This is a genomic window from Streptomyces sp. enrichment culture, from assembly GCF_964272855.1.
Classification (GTDB): domain Bacteria; phylum Actinomycetota; class Actinomycetes; order Streptomycetales; family Streptomycetaceae; genus Streptomyces.
Genome location: NZ_OZ186847.1, coordinates 6,200,641 through 6,224,088, shown reverse-complemented (window position 1 = coordinate 6,224,088; position 23,448 = coordinate 6,200,641). Strand labels below are relative to the sequence as shown.

Here is a 23,448-nt window from a genome sequence, read left to right as displayed (position 1 = left end):
GGGCGGCGACCAAAGACCTCGGCGGGCGCAAACGATGACGCCCCGCCGCTGACGCAGGTCATCGGCGGGGCGCGAGGTCAGAAACCGTCCCGGTGATTCGCCCGTTCGGGCGGTGTGGTGTCCCGGTCTCGGAGACGGGTCAGACGCGGACACCGAACATGAACGGGCCACCGATGGTGTCGAACGACTCGTAGCGGACGACCGTGCCGGTGCGCGGGGCGTGGATGATCTGCCCGTTGCCCGCGTAGAGGCCGACGTGGTGCAGGTCGTTGAAGAAGAAGACGAGGTCGCCGACCTGGAGGTCGCTCTGCGAGTAGATGCGGGTGCCGTAGTTCGCCTGCTGCTCGGAGGTCCGCGGGATCGCGACGCCGGCCTGGGCGTAGGCCCAGGAGGTCAGCCCCGAGCAGTCGAAGGAGGACGGGCCGGTGGCGCCGTAGACGTAGGGGCTGCCGAGCTTGGTCTGGGCGGCGGAGTAGGCGGCGCCCGCCCGGCCCGAGGCCGAGGCCGAAGCCGAGGCCGCGGCCGCGGGGGTGAGGGCCTGACGGCTGCTGTCCCGGCTCGCCCGCTCCTCCTCCGCCGCCAGTGCCGCCTTCTCCTGCGCGGTGAGGGTGTTCAGGAGCTTCTGCGCCTCGGCGAGCTTGGCCTGGACTTCCTTCTTCTTCTCGCCCAGCTCCGTGCGGGTGGAGGAGAGGTCCTTCAGCTTGTCGGAGGCCTCGGCGCGCTGCTGGGCGAGGTCGCGCTGCTTGTCCTGGATCTTCTTCAGCGCCTCGACCTGCTGACTGCTCAACTGGTCGAGCGTGGACGCCTTGTCGAGGTAGTCGTCCGGGTCGGCGGAGAGGAAGAGCTGGAGGGACGGGTCGAGGCCGCCGGAGCGGTACTGGGCACTGGCCATCGAACCCAGGCCGTCGCGCAGCTCGTTGACCTCTTCCTGGCCACGGGCGACGTTGTCCTGGATGGTGGAGATCTCCTTCTGGAGCTTCTCCTGCTTCTCCTTGGCGCCGTTGTACTTCTCGGTGGCCTGCTCGGCCTGCTCGTAGAGCTTGTCGACCTTGGACTTGACCTCGTCCTTGCTCGGCTTCTCGCTCGGTGCCGCGTTGGCGGCCTGGGAGCCGAGGGCGACGGCAGCGGCGGCTGCGGTGGTCAGCACGGTCACACGGGCGCGACTGGGCTGCTTGGGTCGACGGTGGGACGCCACGGAGGTGAACTCCTTCTTCTGAGTGATCACCCGCTCGGAGGTACGAGCCCAGACCCTAGTGATGTTCTTGTGATCAGTTCAAATCCTCACAAGAAAATTCTCGTCACACACGGCATTCTTTGCCCACAACTCACGGGGCGCTGTTGACGGTTGACGCTACGTTGCGTGACAGTTCCGTCAATTCGGGCATCGAAGCCCGTACGCCGACCTTCAGGACAGTCGCTTGAGAAGTACCGCGGAAGCCACCGGCCGGGCGCCGGCACGCGCCACCCCGTCGGCGACCTCGCGGTCGGTGGAGGCGACGATGACCGGACGGCCCGGCGGCTCGGCGCGCACCAGCTGGCGGATCAACTCGTCGGCGGTCACACCGGGCTTGGAGAACAGCACCCGCACGCCGCGCGGCGGCGCCAGCAGCACCGGCGCAGCCAGCTCGGCCCCGTCGAAGACACAGGTGACCTCGGCGCCGGTCTGCGCGGCGAGCTGGGAGAGCTGGCCGAGCAGCCGCAACCGCTGCTTCTCCAGGGGCATCTGGGGATAGCCGGTCTTGGTGACGTTGTAGCCGTCGACGACCAGATGCGCCTGCGGCAGCGCGAGCAACTGGTCGAGGATGGCCGGATCGTTCTCCGACAGGGCGCGCGCGGCGATGTCCTTCGGGGTCATACGTCCCGGTTCGACCGCGTCCACGGTCTCGGCCGGCCGTACCGAAACCGGCGGCAGGGCGAGTTCGCGGCGCAGGCCCTGGGTGGCGTCGAGCAGGGTGTCCAGCAGCAGCCGTACCCGCATGTCCTCCACGCTGCGTCCCTCGCGGGCCGCCCGGCGGGTGGCCTCCAGGGCGGCCTCCGCCTCCCCCAGCCGCGCCTTGAGCCGCCGTACCTCGCTGTCGGCGGCGGACGCCTGGGCGTGCCCCTCGGCCCGCAAGGCGTCGATCTCGGCGTGCACCTTGCGCAGTGCCGCCTCGCCGCGCTTGACGTCACTGAGGGCGGCGCGCAGTTTGCGGTGAAGCGATTCCGCTTCCTTGCGGGCGGCGTCCAGTTCGGCGCGCAGCCGCTCGGTCTCGGTGCGGGTGTGCTCGCGGGCGGCGTCCAGTTCGGCGCGCAGCCGCTCCAGTTCGGCCCGGCTCTCCTCGTCGGCGCGTTCGGCGTCGGCGCGCTGGGCCTCCTCGCCGGCGGCGGTCACCAGCTTCACCCAGCCCGCGGGCCGCAGCACGTAGGCCGCGGCCGCCACGTCGAGCGGGTCCGCGGCCGGCGGCGGCGAGCCGGAGTCGAGGGCGCCGGCGAGTTCCGGCTGGGCCTCTCTCAGCTTCTCGCCGATGCGCTGCCGGAACAGCGGGTCGGTCTCCAGCGCCGAGGCCATCGCGTTGCCCGCGAACTTGGCCCGTCGATTGGGGGCGAACCGGGCGTACTGCCGCAATTGTGCGGGCAGTTCGGTCACGGTCAGTCCGCCGAAGCCGTCCGCGACGATCTGCACGACGCGGCGGCGCACCCCTTCGGGCAGCGGGCGGTCGAGCACCTCAGCGGCGCCGTCGCCCGGCCCCCCGCCTTGTGTCTCCACCATCCGTCACACCCCAATGCCTCTACGGGACCCCCCGGAGGGGGCCGCGCCTGCGGGGCCCTCCCGCACTCTCGACCTCGCGCGAGCGGGGGGACCCCTGTCGTCAGGAGCCGGCGCCCGGCCTGTCCACGAGTTCCACCTGGTCCACGGCGTTGCACCAGCGGCAGCGCACGGACTCGATGGTCTCACTGACCACCTCGCGCTCCTCGACCGTCGGCTCTCCGGCCAGATCCAGGTGGACGTACTCGACGACCTTCGACGAGCGCGTCACGTCGAAGCGGGTGAGGTTGCCGCAGAGGGTGCAGCGCCACCGCGTCGTGGCGGTCGGCAGGGGAACCGTCATCGTGACTGTTCGCTTTCCTTCTAGTGTCCGTGACACGCCGGACTTCCCGCGGCGTGTGGCTCGTAACCCTACGGCCTGCGGGGACCCGGGCGCCCGTCCGTCCACGGCGGCGAGGCGGTCTGTGCGGTTGCGTCCGGTTACGTCATGCTCTGTGTTCATGATCAGCAACTGGAGGGTGCCGGACTGGCGGACGATCCGCCGGCCGTCGGCCCCGGTGACGTACGCACTGATGGCGCTGTGCTGCCTGATCTTCGTGATCGGCCCCGCCTCGGGCCTCAGCCCCGTCTACGGCTCCGGCGACGAACTGCTCGCCGCGCAGCGGGCCTATTTCCGGCGCTGGGGAGTGGTTCCCGCAGAACTGTTCGAGGGGTCCCCCCGGGCGGCCCTGACCCCGGCGACGGCACTGTTCGTGCACGGCACCTGGGTGCATCTGCTCGGCAACATGCTCTTCCTCTACGTCTTCGGGGCCATGACCGAGGAACGGATGGGCCGCGTGCAGTTCACCCTCTTCTACCTCGGCTGCGGCTACCTCGCGCTGCTCGGTTACGCGTGCGCCAACTCCGACTCCGCTCAGTCGCTGGTCGGGGCGTCGGGCGCGATCTCCGCCGTCCTCGGCGCGTTCCTCTTCCTCTTCCCCCGGGCGCGGGTGACCAGTCTCCTGCCGTTCCTGTTCTTCCTGCCGCTGCGGTTCCCGGCCTGGCTGGTGCTGCCGTTCTGGGCGGCCCTGCAGTGGCTGGCGGCGGGGCAGGCCTCGCAGGGGCCGGGGGTGGCGTATCTGGCGCACGTCGTGGGCTTCGCGCTGGGCCTGCTCTTCGCGTGGGCCCGGTTCGGGCCTGCGACTAGAGTGAAGGCCGCCCCAGCTCCGGCACCCGAGGGAGAGAACCAGCCGTGATCACCGCGATCGTCCTCATCAAGACCAGCGTGGACCGGATCCCCGAGATCGCGGAGTCGATCGCCGCGCTGGACAACGTCAGCGAGGTCTTCTCCGTCACCGGCACCTACGACCTGATCGCCATGGTCCGGGTGAAGGAGCACGAGGAGCTGGCGGAGGTCATCCCCGGCCGCATCAGCAAGATCCCCGGCGTCGAGGGCACGGACACCCACGTCGCGTTCCGCACGTACTCCCAGCACGACCTGGAGGCGGCGTTCTCGATCGGCCTGGACAACTGACACGCCGCGAGGGGGCGCGGGCCGTATCGGACATGCGGCTCCGCCGCAGGGGCGCGACCGGCGACACAGTCCGCAGATGAAGGCTTCCTCATCCGCCGCTCATCCGCACCGCACCGAACCGGGGCCAGGATCGGGCCCATGGTCTTCACACGCCGGATGGCGGCCCTGGCCGCGGTCGTAGTCATCCCCCTCGGCATCGCCGCGACCAGCTTCGCCCTCACCGACAGCCCCGAGTCGCCGGAGGTCCCGGCGAAGGTCGAGCTGGAAAGCGGCTCCCCCACGCCGGCACCGACGCCGACGCCGACGCCCGGCGACGAGGTCGTCTCCCGGCCTCCGGTGACCGACGACCCCGCGAGTGATGACGATGACGACGACCGCGGCACCGGCACCGGCACCGACGACGACGGCCCCGGCGACGACGGCTGACCGCCCGCGCCGGCGGATCTCCGCCCGCGTCCGCATCCTGCTCTGGCTGCTGCTGGTGATGGCGGTCGCGCTCGCCTCGGTGGCCACCACCACCCGCTCCATCCTGCTGCGCGACACCGACCAGCGGATCAACAACCTGCTCGCGCAGGAGGCCGGCGAGTTCGCCCACTTCGAGGAGGCGGGCGTCGACCCGGAGACCGGCCGCCCGTTCACCGACCCGGCCCGGCTGCTGCGGGTCTTCCTGGAACGGCAGTACGCCGACCTGGACGAGGAGCTGGTCGGCCTGGTCGGCCACCCTGGCGGCACCCCCGCGCAGATCGTCCAGCAGCGGGAGATCCCCGTCGCGCTGCCGCTGCACCGGGACACCGACGCCCGCCGCCGCATCTTCGCCTCCCCGGACTCCAGCGGCACCCTGCACCGCCCGTCCGGCGACATCCGCTGGGCGAAGGTCGCGGTCGCCCGGTACGGCGGCGAACCGGAGGCCGCGTTCGTGGTGGCGTTCCACCCGGGCCGCGAGCAGGACCGCGCGGACGAGGTGTTCCGGGTGCTGCTCGCCATCTCCGGGGTCGCCCTGCTGATGACCATCGGCATCGCCTGGGTGGTCGCCGGGCGCATCCTGAAGCCGGTCCGGCTGGTGCGCACCGCCGCCGCACAGCTCACCGAGCAGGACCTGACCCGTCGTATCGCCGTGGTGGGCCGGGACGACGTGGCCGCGCTCGCGGAGACGTTCAACGCGATGCTGGACCGCCTGGAGCGGGCCTTCGCCGCCCAGCGGCAGTTCGTCGACGACGCGGGCCACGAGCTGCGCACCCCGATCACCATCGTGCGCGGCCATCTGGAGCTGATGGGCGACGACCCGGCCGAGCGCGAGGAGACGATCCGGCTGGTGACCGACGAACTGGACCGGATGAGCCGGATCGTCGAGGACCTGCTGCTGCTCGCCAAGGCCGAACGCCCCGACTTCGTCACCCCGGAGCCGGTCCAGCTCGCCGAACTCACCGCCGACGTCTACGTCAAGGCCCGCACCCTCGGCGACCGCGACTGGCGGCTCGCCGAAGTCGCGGAGGCGGAGGCCGAGTTGGATCCGCAGCGGATCACGCAGGCGATGGTGCAGCTCGCGCAGAACGCCGTGCAGCACACCGCCCCCGGCCAGACCATCCGCATCGGCTCCCGCGCCGGCTCCGACGGGATCGAGCTGTACGTCGCCGACTCCGGGTCCGGGGTGCGGCCGCAGGACGCCGAGCTGATCTTCGAACGGTTCCGGCGCGGCACCGCCCGGCGCGGGGCTCGCGGTTCCGGCGCCGGGCTCGGGCTGTCGATCGTGAAGGCGATCGCGGAGGGCCACGGCGGCCGGGTCCGGCTGCGCCCCACCGAGGGCGGCGGCGCCACCTTCGTACTCACCCTGGGCGGGCCGCACCCATGAACCCGCTGGAAGGAGCACGCCCGTGAACCGCATCCTCATCGTGGAGGACGAGGAGCGCATCGCCTCCTTCGTCGAGAAGGGCCTGCGCGCCAACGGCTTCACCACCACCGTCGTCGGCGACGGCGACGCCGCCTGCGACTACGCCCTCACCGGCGGCTTCGACCTGGTGGTGCTGGACATCGGCCTGCCCGGCCGGGACGGCTTCACGGTGCTGCGCGAACTGCGCGAGGCCCGGGTGACGGTCCCGGTGATCGTGCTGACCGCGCGGGACTCCGTCCGGGACACGGTGGCCGGCCTGGAGGGCGGCGCCGACGACTGGATGACCAAGCCGTTCCGCTTCGAGGAACTCCTCGCGCGGGTGCGCCTGCGGCTGCGCACGGCAGCCAGGGCGCCGGAGGTGACCGTGCTGCGGTCGGGCCCGCTCAGCCTGGACCTGCGCACCCGCCGGGCCCGCTCCGGGGACCGCACGGTCGATCTGACGGCCCGTGAGTTCGTGCTGCTGGAGCTGTTCCTGCGCCACCCCGGGCAGGTGCTGTCCCGCGAGCAGATCCTGTCCCACGTGTGGGGCTACGACTTCGACCCCGGCTCGAACATCGTGGACGTGTACGTCCGGGCGCTGCGCAAGAAGCTCGGCGCGGAGCGGGTGGAGACGGTCCGCGGGATGGGGTACCGGCTGCCGGCCGCGTGAAGTTCCCTTCATGTCCGGCTCATCGACGGCTCACCGCCGCCCGGAACTCTCGACGATGTGACCCTCACTCCCCGTCTCGCCGTGGCCCTGTGCGTGGCGCTGTCCCTGTGCGCGCTGCTCGCCGTGCCCGGCAACTTCCCCGGCCTGAGCGGTGACGCGCGCCTCACCCTCGCCGTGTTCGCGCTGGCGACCTGCGCCTGGATCGGCACCCCGATCGACGACACGTACATCGCGCTGGGCGCCGGACTCGCGCTCACCGCGACCGGGGTGATCAGCAGCGACACCCTGTTCGGCACCCTCGGGGACTCCACGGTCTGGTTGCTGATCTGCGCGTTCGTGCTGGCGGCGGCGGTCACCCGGACGGGGCTCGCGGGCCGGGCGGCGGCCTTCCTGGTGGGCGGCGCGCGCACGGTGCGCCAGCTGGTGCACCTGACCACGGCCGCGTCGGTCGTCACGGCGTTCGCGGTGCCGGCCACCTCCGGCCGGGCGGCCCTCGCGCTGCCCGTCTTCCTGGCGCTCGCCAAGGCCCTCGCCGACCGGAAGCGACTGGTCGTGATGCTTGCGCTGCTGTTCCCGACCGTGATCCTGCTGTCGGCGGTGGCGACCCTGATCGGTGCGGGCGCGCATCTGATCACCGTGTCGGTGCTGTGGGAGGCCACCGGGGAGCGGATCGGGTTCGTGGAGTGGCTGCTGCCGGCCCTGCCGCTGGCGGTCGCGTCCTCGCACCTCGCCGCCGAGGCCGTGCTGCTCACCACCACCCGCCGCGCGGACCGCCGCGGCCCGGTGCGCGTCACCGCAGAGGAGATCCAGCGGCACAGCCAGACCCCCGTGACCGGCCCCTGGACACCGGAGGAGACCCGCTGCGCGCTGCTGCTGGCCACGGTGGTGCTGCTGTGGTGCGGCGAGCCGCTGCACCGGGTGCCGCCCGCCGTCGTCGCGCTGATCGGCGCGGTCGTCGCCGCGTCACCGGCCCTGGGCACCGTACGGCTGAAGGACGCGCTGCGGACGGTTCCCTGGTCGCTGCTGCTGTTCATGGCCGCGACCATGGCGATGGGTGTGGCGCTCGCCGACTCGGGCGCCGCGAGGTGGCTGGTGTCGGGGCTTCCGTCGGGGGTCGGTCCGGTGGTGTTCCTGGCGGTCGTCGTCGCGGTCAGTACGGCGGCCCACCTGGCCCTGCAGTCCCGCTCCGCCCGCTCCTCCGTCCTCGTGCCGCTGGTGGTGGCCGCCGCGGCGGGCGCCGGCGTCAACCCGGTCGCCGCGGCGCTCGCCTCGACGGCCGCGGCGGGCTTCTGCCATACCCTGCCCGCCTCCGCCAAGCCGGTCACGCTCTTCGCGGACATCCCCGGCACCCCCACCTACACCCCGCGCGACCTGCTGCGTCTGTCCGCCGTGCTGGCCCCGCTGACCGCCGCCCTCGTCCTGCTCTTCGCCGTGGCGGTGTGGCCGCTGCTCGGCGTTCCCCTGACCCGTTAGGAGACCCGCCATGCTGAGCCGAGTCGTCGTAGCCCCCAGCGGCTTCAAGGAGTCGCTGTCCGCCCAGGCCGCCGCCGACGCCATCGCGGACGGGGTCCGCCGGGTGCTGCCGGACGCCGAGATCGATCCGGTCCCGCTGGTGGACGGCGGTGAGGGCACGGCCGTCGCGCTGGCCGCCGCGACCGGCGGGCGGCTGGTGGCGCTGCCCGCGACCGGCCCCGTAGGCGACCGGCTCGGCACCCACTTCGCGCTGCTCGGCGGCGCCGGGGACACCGCGCTGGTGGAGATGGCGGCCGTCGCCGGGCTCGCCCTCGTCCCGCACTCCCTGCGCGACCCTGGCGCCACCACGACCTACGGCGTCGGTGAGCTGATCCGCGCCGCGCTCGACACCGGCGTACGGCGGATCCTGGTCTGCTGCGGCGACTCCGGCACCTCGGACGGCGGCGCGGGCGCCCTGCAGGCCCTCGGCGCCCGCCTGCTGGACGCCAACGGCTTCGAACTGCCGCCTGGCGGGGCCGAGTTGATCCGCCTGCACCGCGTCGACCCGACCGGCCTCGACTCCCGGCTGCGCGACACGGAACTGGTGGTCGCCTGCAACCCGTACAACGTGCTGTGCGGCGAGCGGGGCGTGGCGCGGGTCTTCGGACCGCAGAAGGGGGCGACGCCCGCGCAGGTGGAGCATCTGTCGGCGGGCCTGGAGAACTGGGCGTACGTCCTCACCCGCGATCTCCGGGTGGCGGGCACCGATCTGCGGCACGGGCCCGGCACCGGCGCGTCCGGCGGGCTCGGCGCGGGCCTGGCCGCGCTCGGCGCCCGGCTGCTGCCCCGCTTCGACGTCCTCCTCGACCATCTCGACCTGGACGCCCGGTTGGCCCGCGCCGACCTGGTCATCACCGCGGAGGGCGCCCTCGACCACCAGACGCCGCGCGGCAAGGTCCCGGCCGAGGTGGCCCGCCGCGCCAAGCGGTACGGCCGTCCGGTGCTCGCCCTGGCCGGCACGCTCGGCGAGGGCGCGCACGAGGTGCCGGGTGTGGACGCGTTCAGCGGGATCCTGCCCGCGCCGATGGCGCTGGCGGAGGCGCTGTTGCGGGCGGGCGAACTGCTCACGGACGCCGCCGAACGCGCCCTGCGGTTGATCCTGCTGGGCGCCCGGCTACCGGCTCACGCGGAGGTGTCCGGCACGCAACGCCCGTCCTCGGTGCGGTAGTTCCAGCGGGCGCCGTCCCGGACCAGTTCCCGCACGGCGGTCAGGAACCGCTCCACGTGCTCGTCCGGCGTGCCCGCGCCGAAGCTGACCCGGATGGCGTTGAGGGACTTCTCGCCGGGCGCGGCCTCGGGGGCGCCGCACTCGCCCTGGGTCTGCGGGTCGCTGCCGAGCAGGGTGCGGACGAGCGGGTGGGCGCAGAACAGGCCGTCGCGCACGCCGATGCCGTACTCCGCGGAGAGCGCGGCGGCGAAGTGCGAGCTGTTCCAGCCGTCGACGACGAAGGAGATCACGCCGACGCGCGGGGCGTCGTCGCCGAAGAGGGACAGGACCCGCACCTCGGGCACCTCGGCGAGGCCCGCGCGGACCTTCTCGATCAGGTACCGCTCACGGGCGACCAGGCTGTCGAACCCGGCGTCGGTCAGCGCCTTGCAGGCGGAAGCAATGGCGTAGGCGCCGATGACGTTCGGCGAGCCCGCCTCGTGCCGGGCGGCGCTCTCGTGCCACTCCACGTCCACGCCGCCGTCCTCGCACCGGCTCACCTTGCGGCTGGCGCCGCCGCCCGCGAGGTACGGCTCGGCCTCCCGCAGCCAGTCGGCGCGGCCCGCGAGGACGCCGGAGCCGAACGGGGCGTACAGCTTGTGGCCGGAGAAGGCGACCCAGTCGACGTCCAACTCCTGTACGGAGACCGGGTGGTGGGGGGCCAGCTGGGCGGCGTCGAGCACGATCCGGGCGCCGTGCGCGTGCGCCGCCGCGGCGAGCTCGCGGACCGGCCACAGCTCGCCGGTGACGTTGGAGGCGCCGGTGACGCAGACCAGCGCCGGGCCGTAGGGGTCGCGGTCGGCGAGGGCGCGCTCGAGGGTCGCCACCGCCTCAGCCGGGGTGCGCGGCGCGTCCAGGTAGGTGACCTGGGCGTTCTTCCAGGGCAGCAGGGAGGCGTGGTGCTCGGTCTCGAAGACGAAGACCCGGCAGTCGGCGGGCAGGGCCGCGGCGAGCAGGTTGAGCGAGTCGGTGGTGGACCGGGTGAAGACGACCTGGTCGCCGTCGCGGCAGTCCAGGAACTCGGCGACCGTGCGGCGGGCGTTCTCGAAGAGGTCCGTGGACAGCTGGGAGAGGTATCCGGCACCGCGGTGGACGCTGCCGTAGTACGGCGCGTAGGCGGCGACGTCGTCCCAGACCCGCTGGAGCGCCGGCGCGCTGGCGGCGTAGTCGAGCGCGGCGTAGGCGACCTCGCCGCCGGTGACGAGCGGCACGGTGACATCTCGCCCCAGAACGGGCAGCGGGGCACAAACGGACTGGTCGGCGGCAGCGGTGGAGACGGACATGGCGAAGCTCCCGTGAGGTGAGAGAGAGGAAGAGAGAAAAAGGGATGCGGAGGCGGGGCTCTGCGGCCCTATCGCATTCGCTTGCTCACGGGAGACTCCCTCGAACGACCAGGACCCCTGGTTTGCGAGGGGTCCGCGCTTGCCGTAGGCCTTGCTGCCGTACGGCCTGGTCTTCACCCGGGGCACCCCGCCACGGACGGAGGGTTGCCGGACAGTCGGCCGGGGCCTCATGACTGTCACTCATGACCTGGTACGGGAACGTACGCGAAATGATCGTCGTCCCGCAACCCGTGTCCGGATCGCGGGACGCTCCTCGGTGAAACGCTACGCGTTGCTGGCCGCCACCCAGCGCTCCAGCGTCCGCTTCGCGGCGCCCGAGTCGATCGACTCCGCCGCCTTCGCCATCCCGGCGCGGATCTGCTCCGCCAGCGGCTCCCCGGTCGGCTCCAGCGCGACCAGCGCCGCCGCCGAGTTCAGCAGCACCGCGTCCCTGACCGGGCCGGTCTCGCCGTCCAGCAGGCGGCGGGCGACCTCGGCGTTGTAGGAGGCGTCCGCGCCGCGCAGCGCCTCCACCGGGACCAGTTCGATGCCGACGTCCCGCGGGTCGAAGGTCTCCTCGGCGACCTTGCCGTCGCGGACGATCCACACCCGGGAGGTGGAGGTGGTGGTCAGCTCGTCGAGGCCGTCGTCGCCGCGGAACACCAGGGAGGAGTTGCCGCGTTCGGCGAAGACGCCCGCGACGATCGGCGCCATCCGCAGATCCGCCACACCGACCGCCTGGGCCTTCACCCGGGCCGGGTTGGTCAGCGGGCCGAGGAAGTTGAACGTCGTGCGGATGCCCAGCTGGCCGCGGGCCGCCGCCACATGGCGCAGCGCCGGGTGGAACTTCACCGCGAAGCAGAAGGTGATCCCGGCCTCCTCGGCGACCTCCGCCACCCGCTTCGGCGTCAGCTCCAGATTGACGCCCAGCTTCTCCAGCACGTCGGAGGCACCGGACGCCGACGACGCGGCCCGGTTGCCGTGCTTGACCACCTTCGCGCCGGTGCCGGCCACGACGACGGACGACATCGTGGAGATGTTCACCGTCTTCGCGCCGTCACCGCCGGTGCCGACGATGTCGACGGTGGCGCCGGGCACCTCGATCACATTGGCGTGCGCGTACATCGCGCGGACCAGGCCGGTGATCTCCTCGACCGTCTCGCCCTTGGCCCGCAGCGCCACCGCGAACCCGGCGATCTGCGCGTCGGTCGCCTCGCCGCGCATGATCCGGTCCATCGCCCAGGCCGTGTCGTCGGCGCCCTGGTCCCGGCCCTCCAGCAGCGCGTTCAGTACGACGGGCCAGGAACGGCCCGCCGCGGTGTCGCCTCCAGCGGGGGTCACAGCGCTCATCAGCCGCTCCTGATCGTCGTAGAACACATGAAACACATCGGTGCGATCCCAGCCTATCCAGCCCCGGGCACGGCGAAGGGCCCCCGTCCGAACACCGGACGGGGGCCCTTCAGCGTGGCGTGGCGAACGCAGCGATCAGTGGTGGCCGTGGCCGCTCGTGATCTCCTTGTACTCCTCGACGGTGGGCTTGGCGATCTGGGACTCCTCGCCGTAGTACGCCTTGCTCAGCTTGGCGCGCAGCTTCTCGGAGCCCTTCACCTTGCGCTCGACGCCGTTCTCGTCGACCGTCGGGCCGATCTCGGCCGGCTTGTACTGCTCGTGCGCGGTGAGCGTGTACAGCTTGTCCTGGCTGAGCGGCTCGTGCACCTCGATGAACTCACCGTGCGGCAGGCGCTTGATGGTGCCGGTCTCGCGACCGTGCAGCACCTTGTCCTTGTCCCGGCGCTGCAGGCCCAGGCAGATCCGCTTGGTGATGATGAACGCGAGGACCGGGCCGGCGAAGAAGCCGATCCGCACGAACCAGGTGACGTCGTTGATCGACAGGTTGAAGTGCGTGGCGACGATGTCGTTGCCACCGCCGATCAGCATGATCATGTAGCCGGTCACCCAGGCGACACCGAAGGCCGTACGGGTCGGGGCGTTGCGCGGGCGGTCCAGGATGTGGTGCTCGCGCTTGTCCCCGGTGATCCACGACTCGATGAACGGGTAGAGCGCGATCACCGCGAGGAACAGACCGAAGAGGACCAGCGGGATGAACACGCCGAGGACCAGCGTGTGACCCCAGAAGTTGACCTCCCAGCCCGGCATCGCACGGATCAGACCCTCGGCGAAGCCCATGTACCAGTCGGGCTGGGCGCCCGTGGACACCTGGTCCGGACGGTACGGGCCGAGGACCCAGATCGGGTTGACGGACGCGATGCCGGCGATGGCCGCGATCACACCGAAGACCAGGAAGAAGAAGCCTCCGGCCTTGGCCATGTAGACCGGCAGCAGCGGCATGCCGACGACGTTCTTGTTGTTCTTGCCGGGACCCGCGAACTGCGTGTGCTTGTGGTAGAAGACCAGGATCAGGTGGGCCACCACGAGGCCGAGCATGATGCCCGGCAGCAGCAGGATGTGGATCGAGTAGAACCGGGCCACGAAGTCGGTGCCGGGGAACTCGCCGCCGAACAGGAACATCGAGATGTACGTGCCGACGATCGGCACGGACAGGATCGCGCCCTGGGTGAAGCGGACACCGGTGCCGGAGAGCAGGTCGTCCGGGAGCGAGTAGCCGGTGAAACCGGTGAACATGCCCAGGACGAACAGCAGGAAGCCGAACAGCCAGTTGATCTCACGCGGCTTGCGGAACGCGCCGGTGAAGAAGACGCGCATCATGTGCACGAACATGCCGGCGAGGAAGACGATCGCCGCCCAGTGGTGGATCTGCCGGATCAGCAGACCGCCGCGGACGTCGAAGCTGATGTCCAGCGTGGAGGCGAACGCCTCCGACATGAGCTGGCCCTGCAGCGGCACGTACGAGCCGTGGTACTCCACCTCGTTCATCGACGGGTGGAAGAACAGCGTCAGGTACACACCCGTGAGGATGATGATGATGAAGCTGTAGAGGCAGACCTCACCCAGCATGAACGACCAGTGGTCGGGGAAGATCTTGCGCATGTTGGCCTTGGCCAGGGAGTAGATCCCCAGCCGGCCGTCGGCCCAGTCGGCGACGCGCTCGCCGGCCGGTGCCTTCCCGCGTGCGCGGGACCCGGTGGTGTCTTGAGTGCTCATCCGCGCTCCCAGAAAGCAGGACCGACGGGCTCTTCGAAGTCGCCGAGCGCCTCGAGGTAGCCCTCGTCGTTCACGCCGATGCGCAGCTGCGGAAGGGCGTGGCCGGCGGGGCCGAAGATGACCCGGGCACCGTCGGACAGGTCGAAGGTGGACTGGTGGCAGGGGCACAGCACGTGGTGCGTCTGCTGCTCGTACAGGGAGATCGGGCAACCGACGTGGGTGCAGATCTTCGAGTACGCCACGATGCCCTCGTGCGACCACTCGAGCTCTTGCTTGTCCTTGATGTCGCCCGGCTCGAGCCGGACGACCATCAGGGCGGCCTTGGCGATCTCGTTCTGGAAGTCGTGGTCGTGCTCCTCCAGGCCCTCGGGCATGGCGAAGGTGAGCGAGCCGACGGCGACGTCGGAGGGACGCAGCGGCTCGTGCGTGTTCATGTTGACCAGCAGCTTGCCCTTGGACCACAGGGTGTGGCGCAGCTTGTCCTCGGGCAGCGGACCGAGGTCGCGCAGCAGGACGACGCCGGAGAGCGGCACCAGGGTGAGCGCACCGAACATCGTGTTGCGGATCAGCTTGCGGCGGCCGATCGCCGACTCCTTGGCGCCCTGCTTGAAGTCGGCGAACACCTGGGCACGGACGTCGGCCGGGGCCTCGATCGGGTGCCGCTCCTGGACCAGCTCCTCGTCGGACATCAGGGTGCGGCCCCAGTGGACCGCGCCCGCGCCGATGCAGAACAGGGCGAGGCCGAGGGTCAAGCCGAGCGCGAGGTTCAGCGCGCCTACGTGGCCGAGCGGCCACACGTAGATCGACTTGTCGACGGGGATCGCCACGAACGAGGCGATGAAGCCGATGGTGGCCAGCATCGACACCGTGAACAGCAGGGCGACCGTGCGCTCGGACCGCTTGGCGGCCCGCTCGTCGATGTCCTGGATCCGGTGCTCGTGGGGCGGCAGGCCGGGGTCGGCGAACGGGTGCTTCTCGTCCGCGACGTCCACCGCGCCGTGGGCGGCGTCCTGCGCAGCGGGCAGGTTCTCTTCTGGAATGTCTTGGCTACTCATGACTTCTTGGCCTTTGCGGTCCGGGCGGCGACCCACACGGCTACGGCGATCAGCCCGCCGAGACCGGCGATCCAGCCGAAGAGACCCTCGCTGACCGGCCCGAGGCCGCCCAGGTCCGTCCCGCCGGGGTTCACGGTGTCGTCACTGTTGACCGCGTTCAGGTACGCGATGATGTCCTTCTTGTTCTGCTCCGACAGCGTGGTGTCGGGGAAGGAGGGCATGTTCTGCGGGCCGGTCTGCATGGCCTCGTAGATGTGCTTCGGGTCCACGTCCTCGAGGGTCGGCGCGTACTTGCCCTTGGTCAGGGCACCGCCCTTACCGGTGAAGTTGTGGCACTGCGCGCAGTTGGTGCGGAACAGCTCGCCACCCTCGGCGATGTCCGCGCCCTGCGGGCCGTACTGCTCCTCGGTGGGCACGGACGGACCGGCGCCCAGCGACGAGATGTAAGCCGCGAGCTGGTCGATCTCGGCCTGGGTGTAGATGTTCTTCTTCCGCGGCACCTGGGCGCCCTGGGAGGTCGCGGCAGGCATACGGCCGGTGGCGACCTGGAAGTCGACGGCCGCCGCGCCCACGCCGACCAGGCTCGGACCGTCGGAGGTGCCCTGACCGCCGGTGCCGTGGCAGCTGGCGCAGCCGACGGCGTAGAGCTTCTTGCCCTCGTCGATGGCGAGGGACTGGGCGGCTTCATCGGCCTGCGCCTTGCCCGCGGGTGCGAAGGCGGCGTACAGCCCCCCGGTAGCCGCCAGCGCGAGGAGTAGGACGACGACCGCCGCCAGCGGATGGCGTCGTCGTGCGGAGAGCTTTTTCACGGATTACCCCGGTGTCAGGATCTTCTGCGTCGATGCTTCTGGAGGTGCGCTTCGGTAACGCGCGTGGGATCGGGTCCGGCTACTTGATCATGTAGATCGTGGCGAAGAGGCCGATCCAGACGACATCGACGAAGTGCCAGTAGTAGGACACGACGATGGCGGCGGTCGCCTGCTCGTGGGTGAACCTGCGGGCCGCGTAGGTACGGCCCAGGACCAGCAGGAAGGCGATGAGACCGCCCGTCACGTGCAGGCCGTGGAAGCCGGTGGTCAGGTAGAAGACCGAGCCGTAGGGGTCGGACGAGAGCGAGAGGCCCTCGTGCTTGACCAGCTCGGTGTACTCGTACACCTGGCCGCCGATGAAGATCGCACCCATGATGAAGGTGACGATGAACCAGCCCCGGAGCTTCTTCACGTCACCGCGCTCGGCGGCGAACACGCCGAGCTGGCAGGTGAGGGAGGAGAGGACCAGGATCGTGGTGTTCGTCGCCGAGAACGGGAAGTTCAAGGCTTCCGCCTTCTCACTCCAGAACTCGGGTCCTGTCACCGATCGCAGGGTGAAGTACATCGCGAAGAGGGCCGCGAAGAACATCAGCTCGGAACTCAGCCAAATGATGGTTCCGACGCTGACGAGGTTCGGTCGGTTGACCGACGGGTGCGCGTGCCCGGTGTCTACTGTCGTTGCTGTCGCCACGACCGACATTATGTCGGTCGCTTATCCCGCCCTCACTCCGGGGGGTGCCGTTCGGAGTGTTGCCGTCGGCCGTACCGGTGTTGACGTGGTGTTCAGAGGAGTAGCATCCGGGCCTACGGGCCTTTCCGTACGACGCCGAAGTCACGGAGGAAGCTATGCAGCCGACCGCCACGGTGCTGGTCTACAGCGACGACTCCAACACCCGCGAGCAGGTGCGGCTCGCCTCCGGTCGACGGCCGGCTCCGGACGTCCCCGTGGTGGAGTTCGTCGAGTGCGCGACGCCCGCGGCGGTCCTCGGGGAGCTGGAGAAGGGCGGGATCGACGTCTGTGTGCTGGACGGGGAGGCCGTGCCCATGGGGGGCATGGGGCTCTGCCGGCAGATCAAGGACGAGGTCTTCGAGTGCCCGCCGGTGCTGTTGCTGATCGGGCGGCCGCAGGATGCCTGGCTGGCCACCTGGAGCCGTGCGGAGGCGGCTGTGACGTTGCCGGTGGATCCGGTGGAGTTCGCGGGGGCGCTGGCGGCTTTGCTGCGGCAGAAGAGGCTTCAGAGCGCCTAGGAGTCCGGGAGGCGTGGTGTTCGCGCGGGTGCGGGCCGTCCGTGGCTCGTCGCGCAGTTCCCCGCGCCCCTGAGGGGCGTCACACTGCCGTCGGTCTGAGGCGTGCCGCTTGCTCCGGTCCCGCGGTCTCCGGCTTGCCGGCCGTCAGGGCGCTGCCCTCGCGCCACTGGGCCCAGCTGAGGTTCCAGTCGCCGAAGCCGTTGCCGAAGGGTTCCATGGGGGCGCCGTAGGAGTTGACGACCTTCACGAGGTCGCCTTCGCGGACGTTCTCGAAGAACCAGGCCGCGTTGCCGGTGCTCATGCCGGTGCAGCCGTGGCTGACGTTGGCGGCGCCGTGGGAGCCGGCGGACCAGGGGGCGGCGTGGACGTACTCGCCGCTCCAGGTGACCCGGGTCGCGTAGTAGACCGGCAGGTCGTACGACTCGGAGGAGCCGGCGGCTATGCCGATGCTGGTGCTGCGCATCCGTACGAAGTACTCCTTGCCGAGCACCACCTTGACACCGTTGCGGGTCTCGAAGCCGGGCTTGCCGGTGGTGACGGGTATGGAGTTGATCTCCTCGCCGTTGCGGTAGACGGTCATAGAGTGCGAGGCGGCGTCCGTCACGGCGACTATCTGGTCGCCGGTGGATATCTTCAGCGGCTTGGCCGCCCCGCCCCACAGCCGGTCGCCGACCTTGATGCCCTCCAGGTTGCTGCGGACCTGGACGGTGGCGTGGGTGGGCCAGTAGTCCTTGGGCCGGTAGTGGAGTTCCTTGTCGTTCACCCAGTGCCAGGCGCCCTCCACGGCGGGCGTGGACTGCACCTTCAGGGCGCGTTCGATGACGGCCCGCTGTGCCGGGTCCCGGACCGCGTGGCTGAGTTCGGCGGTGACGGGCTGCCCGACCCCGTACGTGCCCGCCTTGGGGCCGAAGGTGACGTCCAGCTGCTTGCGGGTGACGGGCTTGCCGGTGTCGAAGGCCAGGAGGCGGCGGCCGGGCCTGCCGTCCTCGTCCTCGGTGCTCACCCGGACCGTGTAGTGGGTGCCGGCGGCGAGCGGGGAGGTGGAGTGCCAGCGGGTGCCGTCGGCGGTGAGTTCGCCCGCCAGACGGCGTCCTGCCGCGTCTGTCGCGGTGACGTCCGTGATGCGGCCCTCGTCCCCCTGCCGGGTGATCTCCAGGGCCTTGTCGGGGTCGGCCTTCTGCCCCCCGCCGGTGGGGCCGTTGAAGGAGATCTGGTCCGCCGCGTCGTAGGGCGCGGCCGACAGGGGGTGGTCCTCGTCCCCGCAGGCGGAGACGGCCGGGGCGATGGATATCGCCAGCAGAGCGCAGGCGGTGACGGTGCGGGTGCGCGGTGTGTGCCTCATGAGCTCACGCTAGGGAGCTTCGTCAAGCACGGCGCGCCGGGTCACCCGGTCGAAGGACCGATGTTGCTGCAAAAGCGGGAGCCCGGACTCTCCTGACGGAGTGTCCGGGCTCCCGTGGGCTCAGCGGGTGCTACTGGGTGCGGTTCTCACCGCGGTAGTACTCGAAGACCCAGCCCCAGATGCCGATCAGGATCAGCGGGGCGGAGAAGTAGAGCAGCCACCAGCCGACCGCGACACCGAGGAAGGCGAGGGCGCCACCGATGGCCAGGGACAGCGGCTGCCAGCTGTGCGGGCTGAAGAAGCCCAGCTCGCCCGCGTCGTCCGCGACATCGGCCTCCAGGTCGTCCTGGGCACCGGCGTCGACTCGCCGGGCGGTGAAGCCCAGGTAGAAGCCGATCATGATGCACAGACCGAAGGCCAGGAAGAGGGCCGTGGTGCCGGCCGGCTCCTTCGACCACACGCCATAGACGATCGCCATGGCGAGGACGAAGACGCTCAGCCACATGAACATCTTGCCCTGGATCTTCACTTGCCGGCCTCCTTGCTACCCGCGAGCGCTTCCTGGCCGCCGGTGTGGCCCAGCTGCTCGAGGGCGGCGATGTCGGGGTGGTGCAGGTCGAACGCCGGGGATTCGCTGCGGATCCGCGGCAGGGTGAGGAAGTTGTGCCGCGGCGGCGGGCAGGAGGTCGCCCACTCGAGGGAGCGGCCGTAGCCCCACGGGTCGTCGACGCCGACCGGCTTGCCGTACTTGGCCGTCTTCCAGACGTTGTAGAGGAACGGCAGGATCGACAGGCCGAGCACGAACGAGCTGATCGTGGAGATCGTGTTCAGGGCGGTGAAGCCGTCGGCCGCCAGGTAGTCGGCGTACCGGCGCGGCATGCCCTCGGCGCCCAGCCAGTGCTGGACCAGGAAGGTGCCGTGGAAGCCGACGAACAGCGTCCAGAAGGTGATCTTGCCGAGCCGCTCGTCGAGCATCTTGCCGGTGAACTTCGGCCACCAGAAGTGGAAGCCGGAGAACATCGCGAAGACGACCGTGCCGAACACCACGTAGTGGAAGTGGGCCACCACGAAGTACGAGTCGGAGATGTGGAAGTCCATGGGCGGCGAGGCCAGGATGACACCGGTCAGACCACCGAAGGTGAAGGTGATCAGGAAGCCGGTCGCCCAGAGCATCGGTGTCTCGAAGGACAACGAGCCCTTCCACATCGTGCCGATCCAGTTGAAGAACTTCACACCGGTCGGGACGGCGATGAGGAACGTCATGAAGGAGAAGAACGGCAGCAGCACACCACCGGTGACGTACATGTGGTGGGCCCACACGGTCACGGAGAGACCGGCGATGGCGATGGTCGCCGCGATCAGGCCCCAGTAGCCGAACATCGGCTTGCGGGAGAAGACCGGGATGACCTCACTGATGATGCCGAAGAACGGCAGGGCGATGATGTACACCTCTGGGTGTCCGAAGAACCAGAAGAGGTGTTGCCACAGTAGTGAGCCGCCGTTGGCCGCGTCGAAGACGTGAGCGCCGAACTTGCGGTCCGCCTCCAGGGCGAACAGCGCGGCCGCCAGGACCGGGAAGGCCAGCAGGACCAGGACACCGGTCAGCAGGACGTTCCAGGTGAAGATCGGCATGCGGAACATCGTCATGCCGGGTGCGCGCATGCAGATGATCGTGGTGATGAAGTTGACCGAGCCGAGGATGGTGCCGAAGCCGGAGAAGGCCAGACCCATGATCCACATGTCGGAGCCGATGCCGGGCGAGCGGATCGCGTCGGACAGCGGGGTGTAGGCGAACCAGCCGAAGCTGGCGGCGCCGTTCGGGGTGAGGAAGCCACCCACCGCGATCAGCGAGCCGAACAGGTAGAGCCAGTAGGCGAACATGTTCAGTCGCGGGAACGCGACGTCGGGTGCGCCGATCTGCAGCGGCATGATCCAGTTCGCGAAGCCCGCGAACAGCGGCGTCGCGAACATCAGCAGCATGATCGTGCCGTGCATCGTGAACGCCTGGTTGAACTGCTCGTTCGAGAGCATCTGCGTACCCGGCCGGGCGAGCTCGGCGCGCATGACGAGCGCGAGCACACCACCGATGCAGAAGAACGCGAACGACGTCGCCAGGTACAGCGTGCCGATGGTCTTGTGGTCGGTGGTCGTCAGCCACTTCACCACGACGTTGCCGGGCTGCCTGCGTCGGACCGGCAGCTCGTTCTCGTAGGTGCCGGCCTCGGCGGCACCCGAGGGTTCGTTGACGATACTCACAGGACGTTCGTCTCCCGGTTCTTCTCGTGCTCGGTCTGCTCGATACCGGCGGGCACGTAACCGGTCTGGCCCTTCTCGGCGAGCTCCTTCAGGTGCTGCTCGTAACGCTCGGGGGAGACCACCTTCACGTTGAACAGCATCCGGGAGTGGTCGACGCCGCACAGCTCGGCGCACTTGCCGAGGAAGGTGCCCTCATGGTTGGGAGTCACCTGGAAGGCGTTGGGGTGGCCCGGGATGACGTCCTGCTTCATGAGGAACGGCACCACCCAGAAGGAGTGGATGACGTCCCGCGAGGTGAGGACGAAGCGGACCGTCTTGCCCTCCGGCAGCCACAGCGTGGGGCCGGGGTTGCCGGTCTGCGGGTTGCGCTCACCCGGCGTGCCGCAGGTGTAGACACCGCCCGCGTTGTCCGGGAAGTCCTTCTTGTAGCGTTCCGGGACCGCGTCCAGTTCCTTGGCGGTCTTGGCGTCGCCGGTGGAACCTTCGACGTTCTCGATGTAGTTGAAGCACCAGCTCCACTGGAAGCCGACCACGTTCACCGTGACGTCGGGCTTCTTCTCGAGGCTGAGCAGCTTCGACTCGTCGCGGGCCGTGAAGTAGAACAGGACCGAGACGATGATGATCGGAACGACCGTGTACAGCGCCTCGATGGGCACGTTGTACCGGGTCTGCGGAGGTACCTCGATCTTGGTGCGGCTGCGCCGGTGGAAGATCGCACTCCACAGAATGAGGCCCCACACCAGCACGCCGACGGCGAGCGCGGCAGCCCAGGAGCCCTGCCACAGAGAGAGGACGATCGGCGCCTCTTCCGTGGTGGGGGTGGGCATGCCAAGGCGGGGGAAGTCCTCCCATGTGCAACCGGTGGCGGTCGCCAGGACCAGGCCCGCGGTCAGTGCCTGCAGCAGCTTCCGCCGCATCGGGCGCCGCGGCGAGCGGTCGGAGCCGTTGGGACTCACGTAGCGCCTTCCCGAGAGTCTCGCCCGCGCGGATCGGCTGCGGCCTGGCCTTCTCGCTGGTCGGTCGCCGCCCTGCGTCGGGCAGGGGTTTGGATGTTTATGCGGACCAAACCCTACTGGACGCGTTTTGGGGTCGCGCGGGGAGGGTCCCTACACGCGCGGGGGGTCACTCAGACGGGGTGGAACGCGGTGTTCCGGGGGGATCTGACGCCCAGTGGAGTGACACGTCCGGCGAGGCGGGGTGCGGGTCGCCGGCGGGTGCCGGTGCGCGGCGGCCGGTCGCGGCCGACGCGGCGCCCGCCTCGTGTCCGCGCAGGCCGCGCAGGTCACGCGGGTCGCGCGGGGGTGGCGCGGGTGGCGCGGGTCGCGTGGGTCGCGCCCCTGACGGCGTCCGCTCGGCCCGGCGTTCTAGCGTTGCTGTGTGTCCTACTTCGATGCTGCTTCCGCCGCCCCCCTGCATCCCGTGGCCCGGCAGGCCCTCCAGGCCTCCCTCGACGAAGGGTGGGCCGATCCCGCGCGGCTCTACCGGGAGGGGCGACGGGCCCGGTTGCTGCTGGACGCGGCGCGGGAGGCCGCCGCGGACGCGGTCGGGTGCCGGCCCGACGAGCTGGTGTTCACCCCTTCCGGCACCCGGGCCGTGCACTCGGGGATCGCGGGCGCGCTGGCGGGCAGGCGGCGTGCCGGACGCCACCTGATCGTGTCAGCGGTCGAACACTCCTCGGTGCTCCACGCGGCCGAGTCCCACGAGGCGGACGGCGGCACGGTCACCCGGGTGCCGGTGCGGCGGACCGGTGAGGTGGAGGCGGCGGAGTACGCCGCCGCGCTGCGCGACGACACCGCGCTGGCCGTGCTGCAGTCCGCCAACCACGAGGTGGGCACGGTGCAGCCGGTGGCCGAGGTCGCCCGGGCCTGCCGGGCGGCCGGGGTGCCGCTGCTGGTGGACGCGGCGCAGTCGCTGGGCTGGGGACCGGTCGCCGGCGACTGGTCGCTGCTGACAGCGAGCGCCCACAAGTGGGGCGGGCCGTCCGGGGTGGGGCTGCTCGTCGTCCGCAAGGGCGTGCGGTTCGCGCCGCAGGGCCCCGCGGACGAACGGGAGTCGGGCCGGGCCGCCGGTTTCGAGAACATCCCGGCGATCGTCGCCGCCGCGGCCTCCCTGCGGGCGGTGCGGGCGGAGGCGGCCGCCGAGGCGGTACGGCTACGGGAGCTGACGGAGCGGATCCGGGCGCGGGTGCCCGCGCTGGTGCCGGACGTGGAGGTGGTCGGCGAGCCGGAGCGCCGGCTGCCGGGGATCGTCACCTTCTCCTGTCTCTATGTCGACGGTGAGGCCCTGCTGCACGAGCTGGACCGCGAGGGTTTCTCGGTTTCGTCCGGATCGTCCTGTACGAGCAGCACCCTGACGCCCAGCCATGTGCTGAAGGCGATGGGCGTGCTCAGCGAGGGCAACGTCCGGGTGTCGCTGCCGCCGGGGACGCCGGAGGAGGACGTCGACCGGTTCCTGCGGGTGCTGCCGGGGGCGGTGGCCGGGGTGCGGGAGAAGCTCGGGGCTCCGGCCGGCGCCGCCGTCGTACGGCAGGAGGACACGCTCGTGCTGGACGCGCTGGGCAAGCTGTGCCCGCTGCCGGTGATCGAGCTGGCGAAGGTCATCGGGCAGGTGCCGGTCGGCGGGACCGTCCGGGTGCTCGCGGACGACGCGGCGGCCCGGCAGGACATCCCGGCGTGGTGCGAGATGCGGGGCCAGGAGTACGTCGGGGAGGAACCGGCGGAGCGGGGTACGACGTACGTGGTCCGCCGGGTGGCGTGACCCGTCCGTCTGACGGGGCGC

The 23,448-nt window shown here is 70.7% G+C and carries 22 protein-coding genes and 1 riboswitch; of the genes, 9 read left to right on the top strand and 13 right to left on the bottom strand.

Annotated features, from left to right (window positions below):
• Nucleotides 1-139: 139 nt before the first annotated feature.
• The 3 genes from ACSU6L_RS27495 to ACSU6L_RS27485 form a co-directional block, all read right to left on the bottom strand.
• Nucleotides 140-1,195, bottom strand: a complete 1,056-nt coding sequence (locus ACSU6L_RS27495; RefSeq protein WP_437065083.1) for an NlpC/P60 family protein — start codon at nucleotides 1,193-1,195, stop codon at nucleotides 140-142.
• 210 nt (nucleotides 1,196-1,405) lie between these two features.
• A complete protein-coding gene (locus ACSU6L_RS27490) occupies nucleotides 1,406-2,749 on the bottom strand; it encodes an NYN domain-containing protein (protein WP_437061017.1) in 1,344 nt (447 codons plus the stop codon).
• Nucleotides 2,750-2,849: 100 nt separating this feature from the next.
• Nucleotides 2,850-3,089: a hypothetical protein gene (locus ACSU6L_RS27485; protein ID WP_014672226.1), complete on the bottom strand. Its 240-nt coding sequence runs from the start codon at nucleotides 3,087-3,089 to the stop codon at nucleotides 2,850-2,852.
• Between the two features lie 157 nt (nucleotides 3,090-3,246).
• Here ACSU6L_RS27485 and ACSU6L_RS27480 point away from each other — a divergent pair, with 157 nt between their 5' ends.
• From ACSU6L_RS27480 to ACSU6L_RS27450, 7 genes are all read left to right on the top strand, one after another.
• The gene (locus tag ACSU6L_RS27480) at nucleotides 3,247-3,981 is read left to right on the top strand and encodes a rhomboid family intramembrane serine protease (protein WP_437061014.1); all 735 of its coding nucleotides are present in this window, start codon (nucleotides 3,247-3,249) and stop codon (nucleotides 3,979-3,981) included.
• Nucleotides 3,978-4,259 carry an Lrp/AsnC family transcriptional regulator gene (locus tag ACSU6L_RS27475; RefSeq protein ID WP_073942907.1) on the top strand — a complete coding sequence of 94 codons (282 nt, stop codon included), beginning with the start codon at nucleotides 3,978-3,980 and terminating at the stop codon, nucleotides 4,257-4,259. Before ACSU6L_RS27480 ends, ACSU6L_RS27475 begins: the two co-directional genes overlap by 4 nt.
• A 138-nt stretch (nucleotides 4,260-4,397) precedes the next feature.
• Nucleotides 4,398-4,685 (top strand): small secreted hydrophilic protein, encoded by a 288-nt coding sequence (locus ACSU6L_RS27470; RefSeq protein ID WP_437061012.1) that lies wholly within the window; start codon nucleotides 4,398-4,400, stop codon nucleotides 4,683-4,685.
• Nucleotides 4,624-6,108 carry an ATP-binding protein gene (locus ACSU6L_RS27465; RefSeq protein WP_437061010.1) on the top strand — a complete coding sequence of 495 codons (1,485 nt, stop codon included), beginning with the start codon at nucleotides 4,624-4,626 and terminating at the stop codon, nucleotides 6,106-6,108. The genes ACSU6L_RS27470 and ACSU6L_RS27465 overlap by 62 nt, the downstream gene beginning before the upstream one ends.
• A 22-nt stretch (nucleotides 6,109-6,130) precedes the next feature.
• On the top strand, nucleotides 6,131-6,796 hold the full coding sequence (locus ACSU6L_RS27460) for a response regulator transcription factor (RefSeq protein ID WP_437061008.1): 666 nt from the start codon (nucleotides 6,131-6,133) through the stop codon (nucleotides 6,794-6,796).
• A gap of 57 nt (nucleotides 6,797-6,853) precedes the next feature.
• Nucleotides 6,854-8,269, top strand: a complete 1,416-nt coding sequence (locus ACSU6L_RS27455) for an SLC13 family permease (protein WP_437061006.1) — start codon at nucleotides 6,854-6,856, stop codon at nucleotides 8,267-8,269.
• A gap of 10 nt (nucleotides 8,270-8,279) precedes the next feature.
• The gene (locus ACSU6L_RS27450) at nucleotides 8,280-9,476 is read left to right on the top strand and encodes a glycerate kinase (RefSeq protein WP_437061004.1); all 1,197 of its coding nucleotides are present in this window, start codon (nucleotides 8,280-8,282) and stop codon (nucleotides 9,474-9,476) included.
• On the opposite strand, the gene ACSU6L_RS27445 is transcribed toward ACSU6L_RS27450, so the two are convergent.
• From ACSU6L_RS27445 to ctaE, 6 genes are all read right to left on the bottom strand, one after another.
• The gene (locus tag ACSU6L_RS27445; RefSeq protein WP_437061002.1) at nucleotides 9,431-10,798 is read right to left on the bottom strand and encodes an aminotransferase class V-fold PLP-dependent enzyme; all 1,368 of its coding nucleotides are present in this window, start codon (nucleotides 10,796-10,798) and stop codon (nucleotides 9,431-9,433) included. The genes ACSU6L_RS27450 and ACSU6L_RS27445 overlap by 46 nt on opposite strands.
• A gap of 130 nt (nucleotides 10,799-10,928) precedes the next feature.
• Nucleotides 10,929-11,046, bottom strand: a riboswitch (SAM riboswitch).
• A gap of 76 nt (nucleotides 11,047-11,122) precedes the next feature.
• Complete coding sequence (gene trpD, locus ACSU6L_RS27440) at nucleotides 11,123-12,187, bottom strand: anthranilate phosphoribosyltransferase (RefSeq protein ID WP_437061000.1); 1,065 nt, start codon at nucleotides 12,185-12,187, stop codon at nucleotides 11,123-11,125.
• Between the two features lie 135 nt (nucleotides 12,188-12,322).
• A complete protein-coding gene (qcrB, locus tag ACSU6L_RS27435; protein ID WP_437060998.1) occupies nucleotides 12,323-13,960 on the bottom strand; it encodes a cytochrome bc1 complex cytochrome b subunit in 1,638 nt (545 codons plus the stop codon).
• Nucleotides 13,957-15,015 (bottom strand): cytochrome bc1 complex Rieske iron-sulfur subunit, encoded by a 1,059-nt coding sequence (gene qcrA, locus ACSU6L_RS27430; RefSeq protein ID WP_073942914.1) that lies wholly within the window; start codon nucleotides 15,013-15,015, stop codon nucleotides 13,957-13,959. Before qcrA ends, qcrB begins: the two co-directional genes overlap by 4 nt.
• Nucleotides 15,012-15,824, bottom strand: a complete 813-nt coding sequence (gene qcrC / locus ACSU6L_RS27425; protein WP_073942915.1) for a cytochrome bc1 complex diheme cytochrome c subunit — start codon at nucleotides 15,822-15,824, stop codon at nucleotides 15,012-15,014. The genes qcrA and qcrC overlap by 4 nt, the downstream gene beginning before the upstream one ends.
• A 79-nt stretch (nucleotides 15,825-15,903) precedes the next feature.
• Entirely contained in the window at nucleotides 15,904-16,524 is a 621-nt protein-coding gene (ctaE, locus tag ACSU6L_RS27420; protein WP_437060995.1) for an aa3-type cytochrome oxidase subunit III, read from the bottom strand.
• Between the two features lie 146 nt (nucleotides 16,525-16,670).
• Here ctaE and ACSU6L_RS27415 point away from each other — a divergent pair, with 146 nt between their 5' ends.
• Nucleotides 16,671-17,072 (top strand): response regulator transcription factor, encoded by a 402-nt coding sequence (locus tag ACSU6L_RS27415; RefSeq protein WP_073942917.1) that lies wholly within the window; start codon nucleotides 16,671-16,673, stop codon nucleotides 17,070-17,072.
• A 79-nt stretch (nucleotides 17,073-17,151) separates the two neighbouring features.
• Here ACSU6L_RS27415 and ACSU6L_RS27410 read toward each other — a convergent pair whose 3' ends face one another.
• The 4 genes from ACSU6L_RS27410 to ctaC all read right to left on the bottom strand — a co-directional run bounded on the left by ACSU6L_RS27410 (nucleotide 17,152) and on the right by ctaC (nucleotide 21,626).
• Entirely contained in the window at nucleotides 17,152-18,414 is a 1,263-nt protein-coding gene (locus tag ACSU6L_RS27410; protein ID WP_437060993.1) for an Ig-like domain-containing protein, read from the bottom strand.
• 130 nt (nucleotides 18,415-18,544) lie between these two features.
• Nucleotides 18,545-18,943, bottom strand: coding sequence for a cytochrome c oxidase subunit 4 (locus ACSU6L_RS27405; protein ID WP_437060991.1), 399 nt, complete (start codon nucleotides 18,941-18,943; stop codon nucleotides 18,545-18,547).
• A complete protein-coding gene (gene ctaD, locus ACSU6L_RS27400) occupies nucleotides 18,940-20,670 on the bottom strand; it encodes an aa3-type cytochrome oxidase subunit I (protein ID WP_437060989.1) in 1,731 nt (576 codons plus the stop codon). Before ctaD ends, ACSU6L_RS27405 begins: the two co-directional genes overlap by 4 nt.
• A complete protein-coding gene (gene ctaC / locus ACSU6L_RS27395; RefSeq protein WP_437060987.1) occupies nucleotides 20,667-21,626 on the bottom strand; it encodes an aa3-type cytochrome oxidase subunit II in 960 nt (319 codons plus the stop codon). Before ctaC ends, ctaD begins: the two co-directional genes overlap by 4 nt.
• Before the next feature lie 421 nt (nucleotides 21,627-22,047).
• Here ctaC and ACSU6L_RS27390 point away from each other — a divergent pair, with 421 nt between their 5' ends.
• Nucleotides 22,048-23,427 (top strand): cysteine desulfurase/sulfurtransferase TusA family protein, encoded by a 1,380-nt coding sequence (locus ACSU6L_RS27390; RefSeq protein ID WP_437060985.1) that lies wholly within the window; start codon nucleotides 22,048-22,050, stop codon nucleotides 23,425-23,427.
• Nucleotides 23,428-23,448: the final 21 nt, after the last annotated feature.

What these genes read in the sequence shown, in the direction of transcription:
- ACSU6L_RS27450 (WP_437061004.1), top strand. Translation starts at nt 8,280, where the DNA reads ATGCTGAGCCGAGTCGTCGTAGCCCCCAGCGGCTTCAAGGAGTCGCTG.
- ACSU6L_RS27415 (WP_073942917.1), top strand. Translation starts at nt 16,671, where the DNA reads ATGCAGCCGACCGCCACGGTGCTGGTCTACAGCGACGACTCCAACACC.
- qcrA (WP_073942914.1), bottom strand. Translation starts at nt 15,015, where the DNA reads ATGAGTAGCCAAGACATTCCAGAAGAGAACCTGCCCGCTGCGCAGGAC.
- ACSU6L_RS27445 (WP_437061002.1), bottom strand. Translation starts at nt 10,798, where the DNA reads ATGTCCGTCTCCACCGCTGCCGCCGACCAGTCCGTTTGTGCCCCGCTG.
- ACSU6L_RS27485 (WP_014672226.1), bottom strand. Translation starts at nt 3,089, where the DNA reads ATGACGGTTCCCCTGCCGACCGCCACGACGCGGTGGCGCTGCACCCTC.
- ACSU6L_RS27410 (WP_437060993.1), bottom strand. Translation starts at nt 18,414, where the DNA reads ATGAGGCACACACCGCGCACCCGCACCGTCACCGCCTGCGCTCTGCTG.
- ACSU6L_RS27465 (WP_437061010.1), top strand. Translation starts at nt 4,624, where the DNA reads ATGACGACGACCGCGGCACCGGCACCGGCACCGACGACGACGGCCCCG.
- ACSU6L_RS27480 (WP_437061014.1), top strand. Translation starts at nt 3,247, where the DNA reads ATGATCAGCAACTGGAGGGTGCCGGACTGGCGGACGATCCGCCGGCCG.
- qcrB (WP_437060998.1), bottom strand. Translation starts at nt 13,960, where the DNA reads ATGAGCACTCAAGACACCACCGGGTCCCGCGCACGCGGGAAGGCACCG.
- trpD (WP_437061000.1), bottom strand. Translation starts at nt 12,187, where the DNA reads ATGAGCGCTGTGACCCCCGCTGGAGGCGACACCGCGGCGGGCCGTTCC.
- ACSU6L_RS27490 (WP_437061017.1), bottom strand. Translation starts at nt 2,749, where the DNA reads ATGGTGGAGACACAAGGCGGGGGGCCGGGCGACGGCGCCGCTGAGGTG.
- ACSU6L_RS27470 (WP_437061012.1), top strand. Translation starts at nt 4,398, where the DNA reads ATGGTCTTCACACGCCGGATGGCGGCCCTGGCCGCGGTCGTAGTCATC.
- ctaE (WP_437060995.1), bottom strand. Translation starts at nt 16,524, where the DNA reads ATGTCGGTCGTGGCGACAGCAACGACAGTAGACACCGGGCACGCGCAC.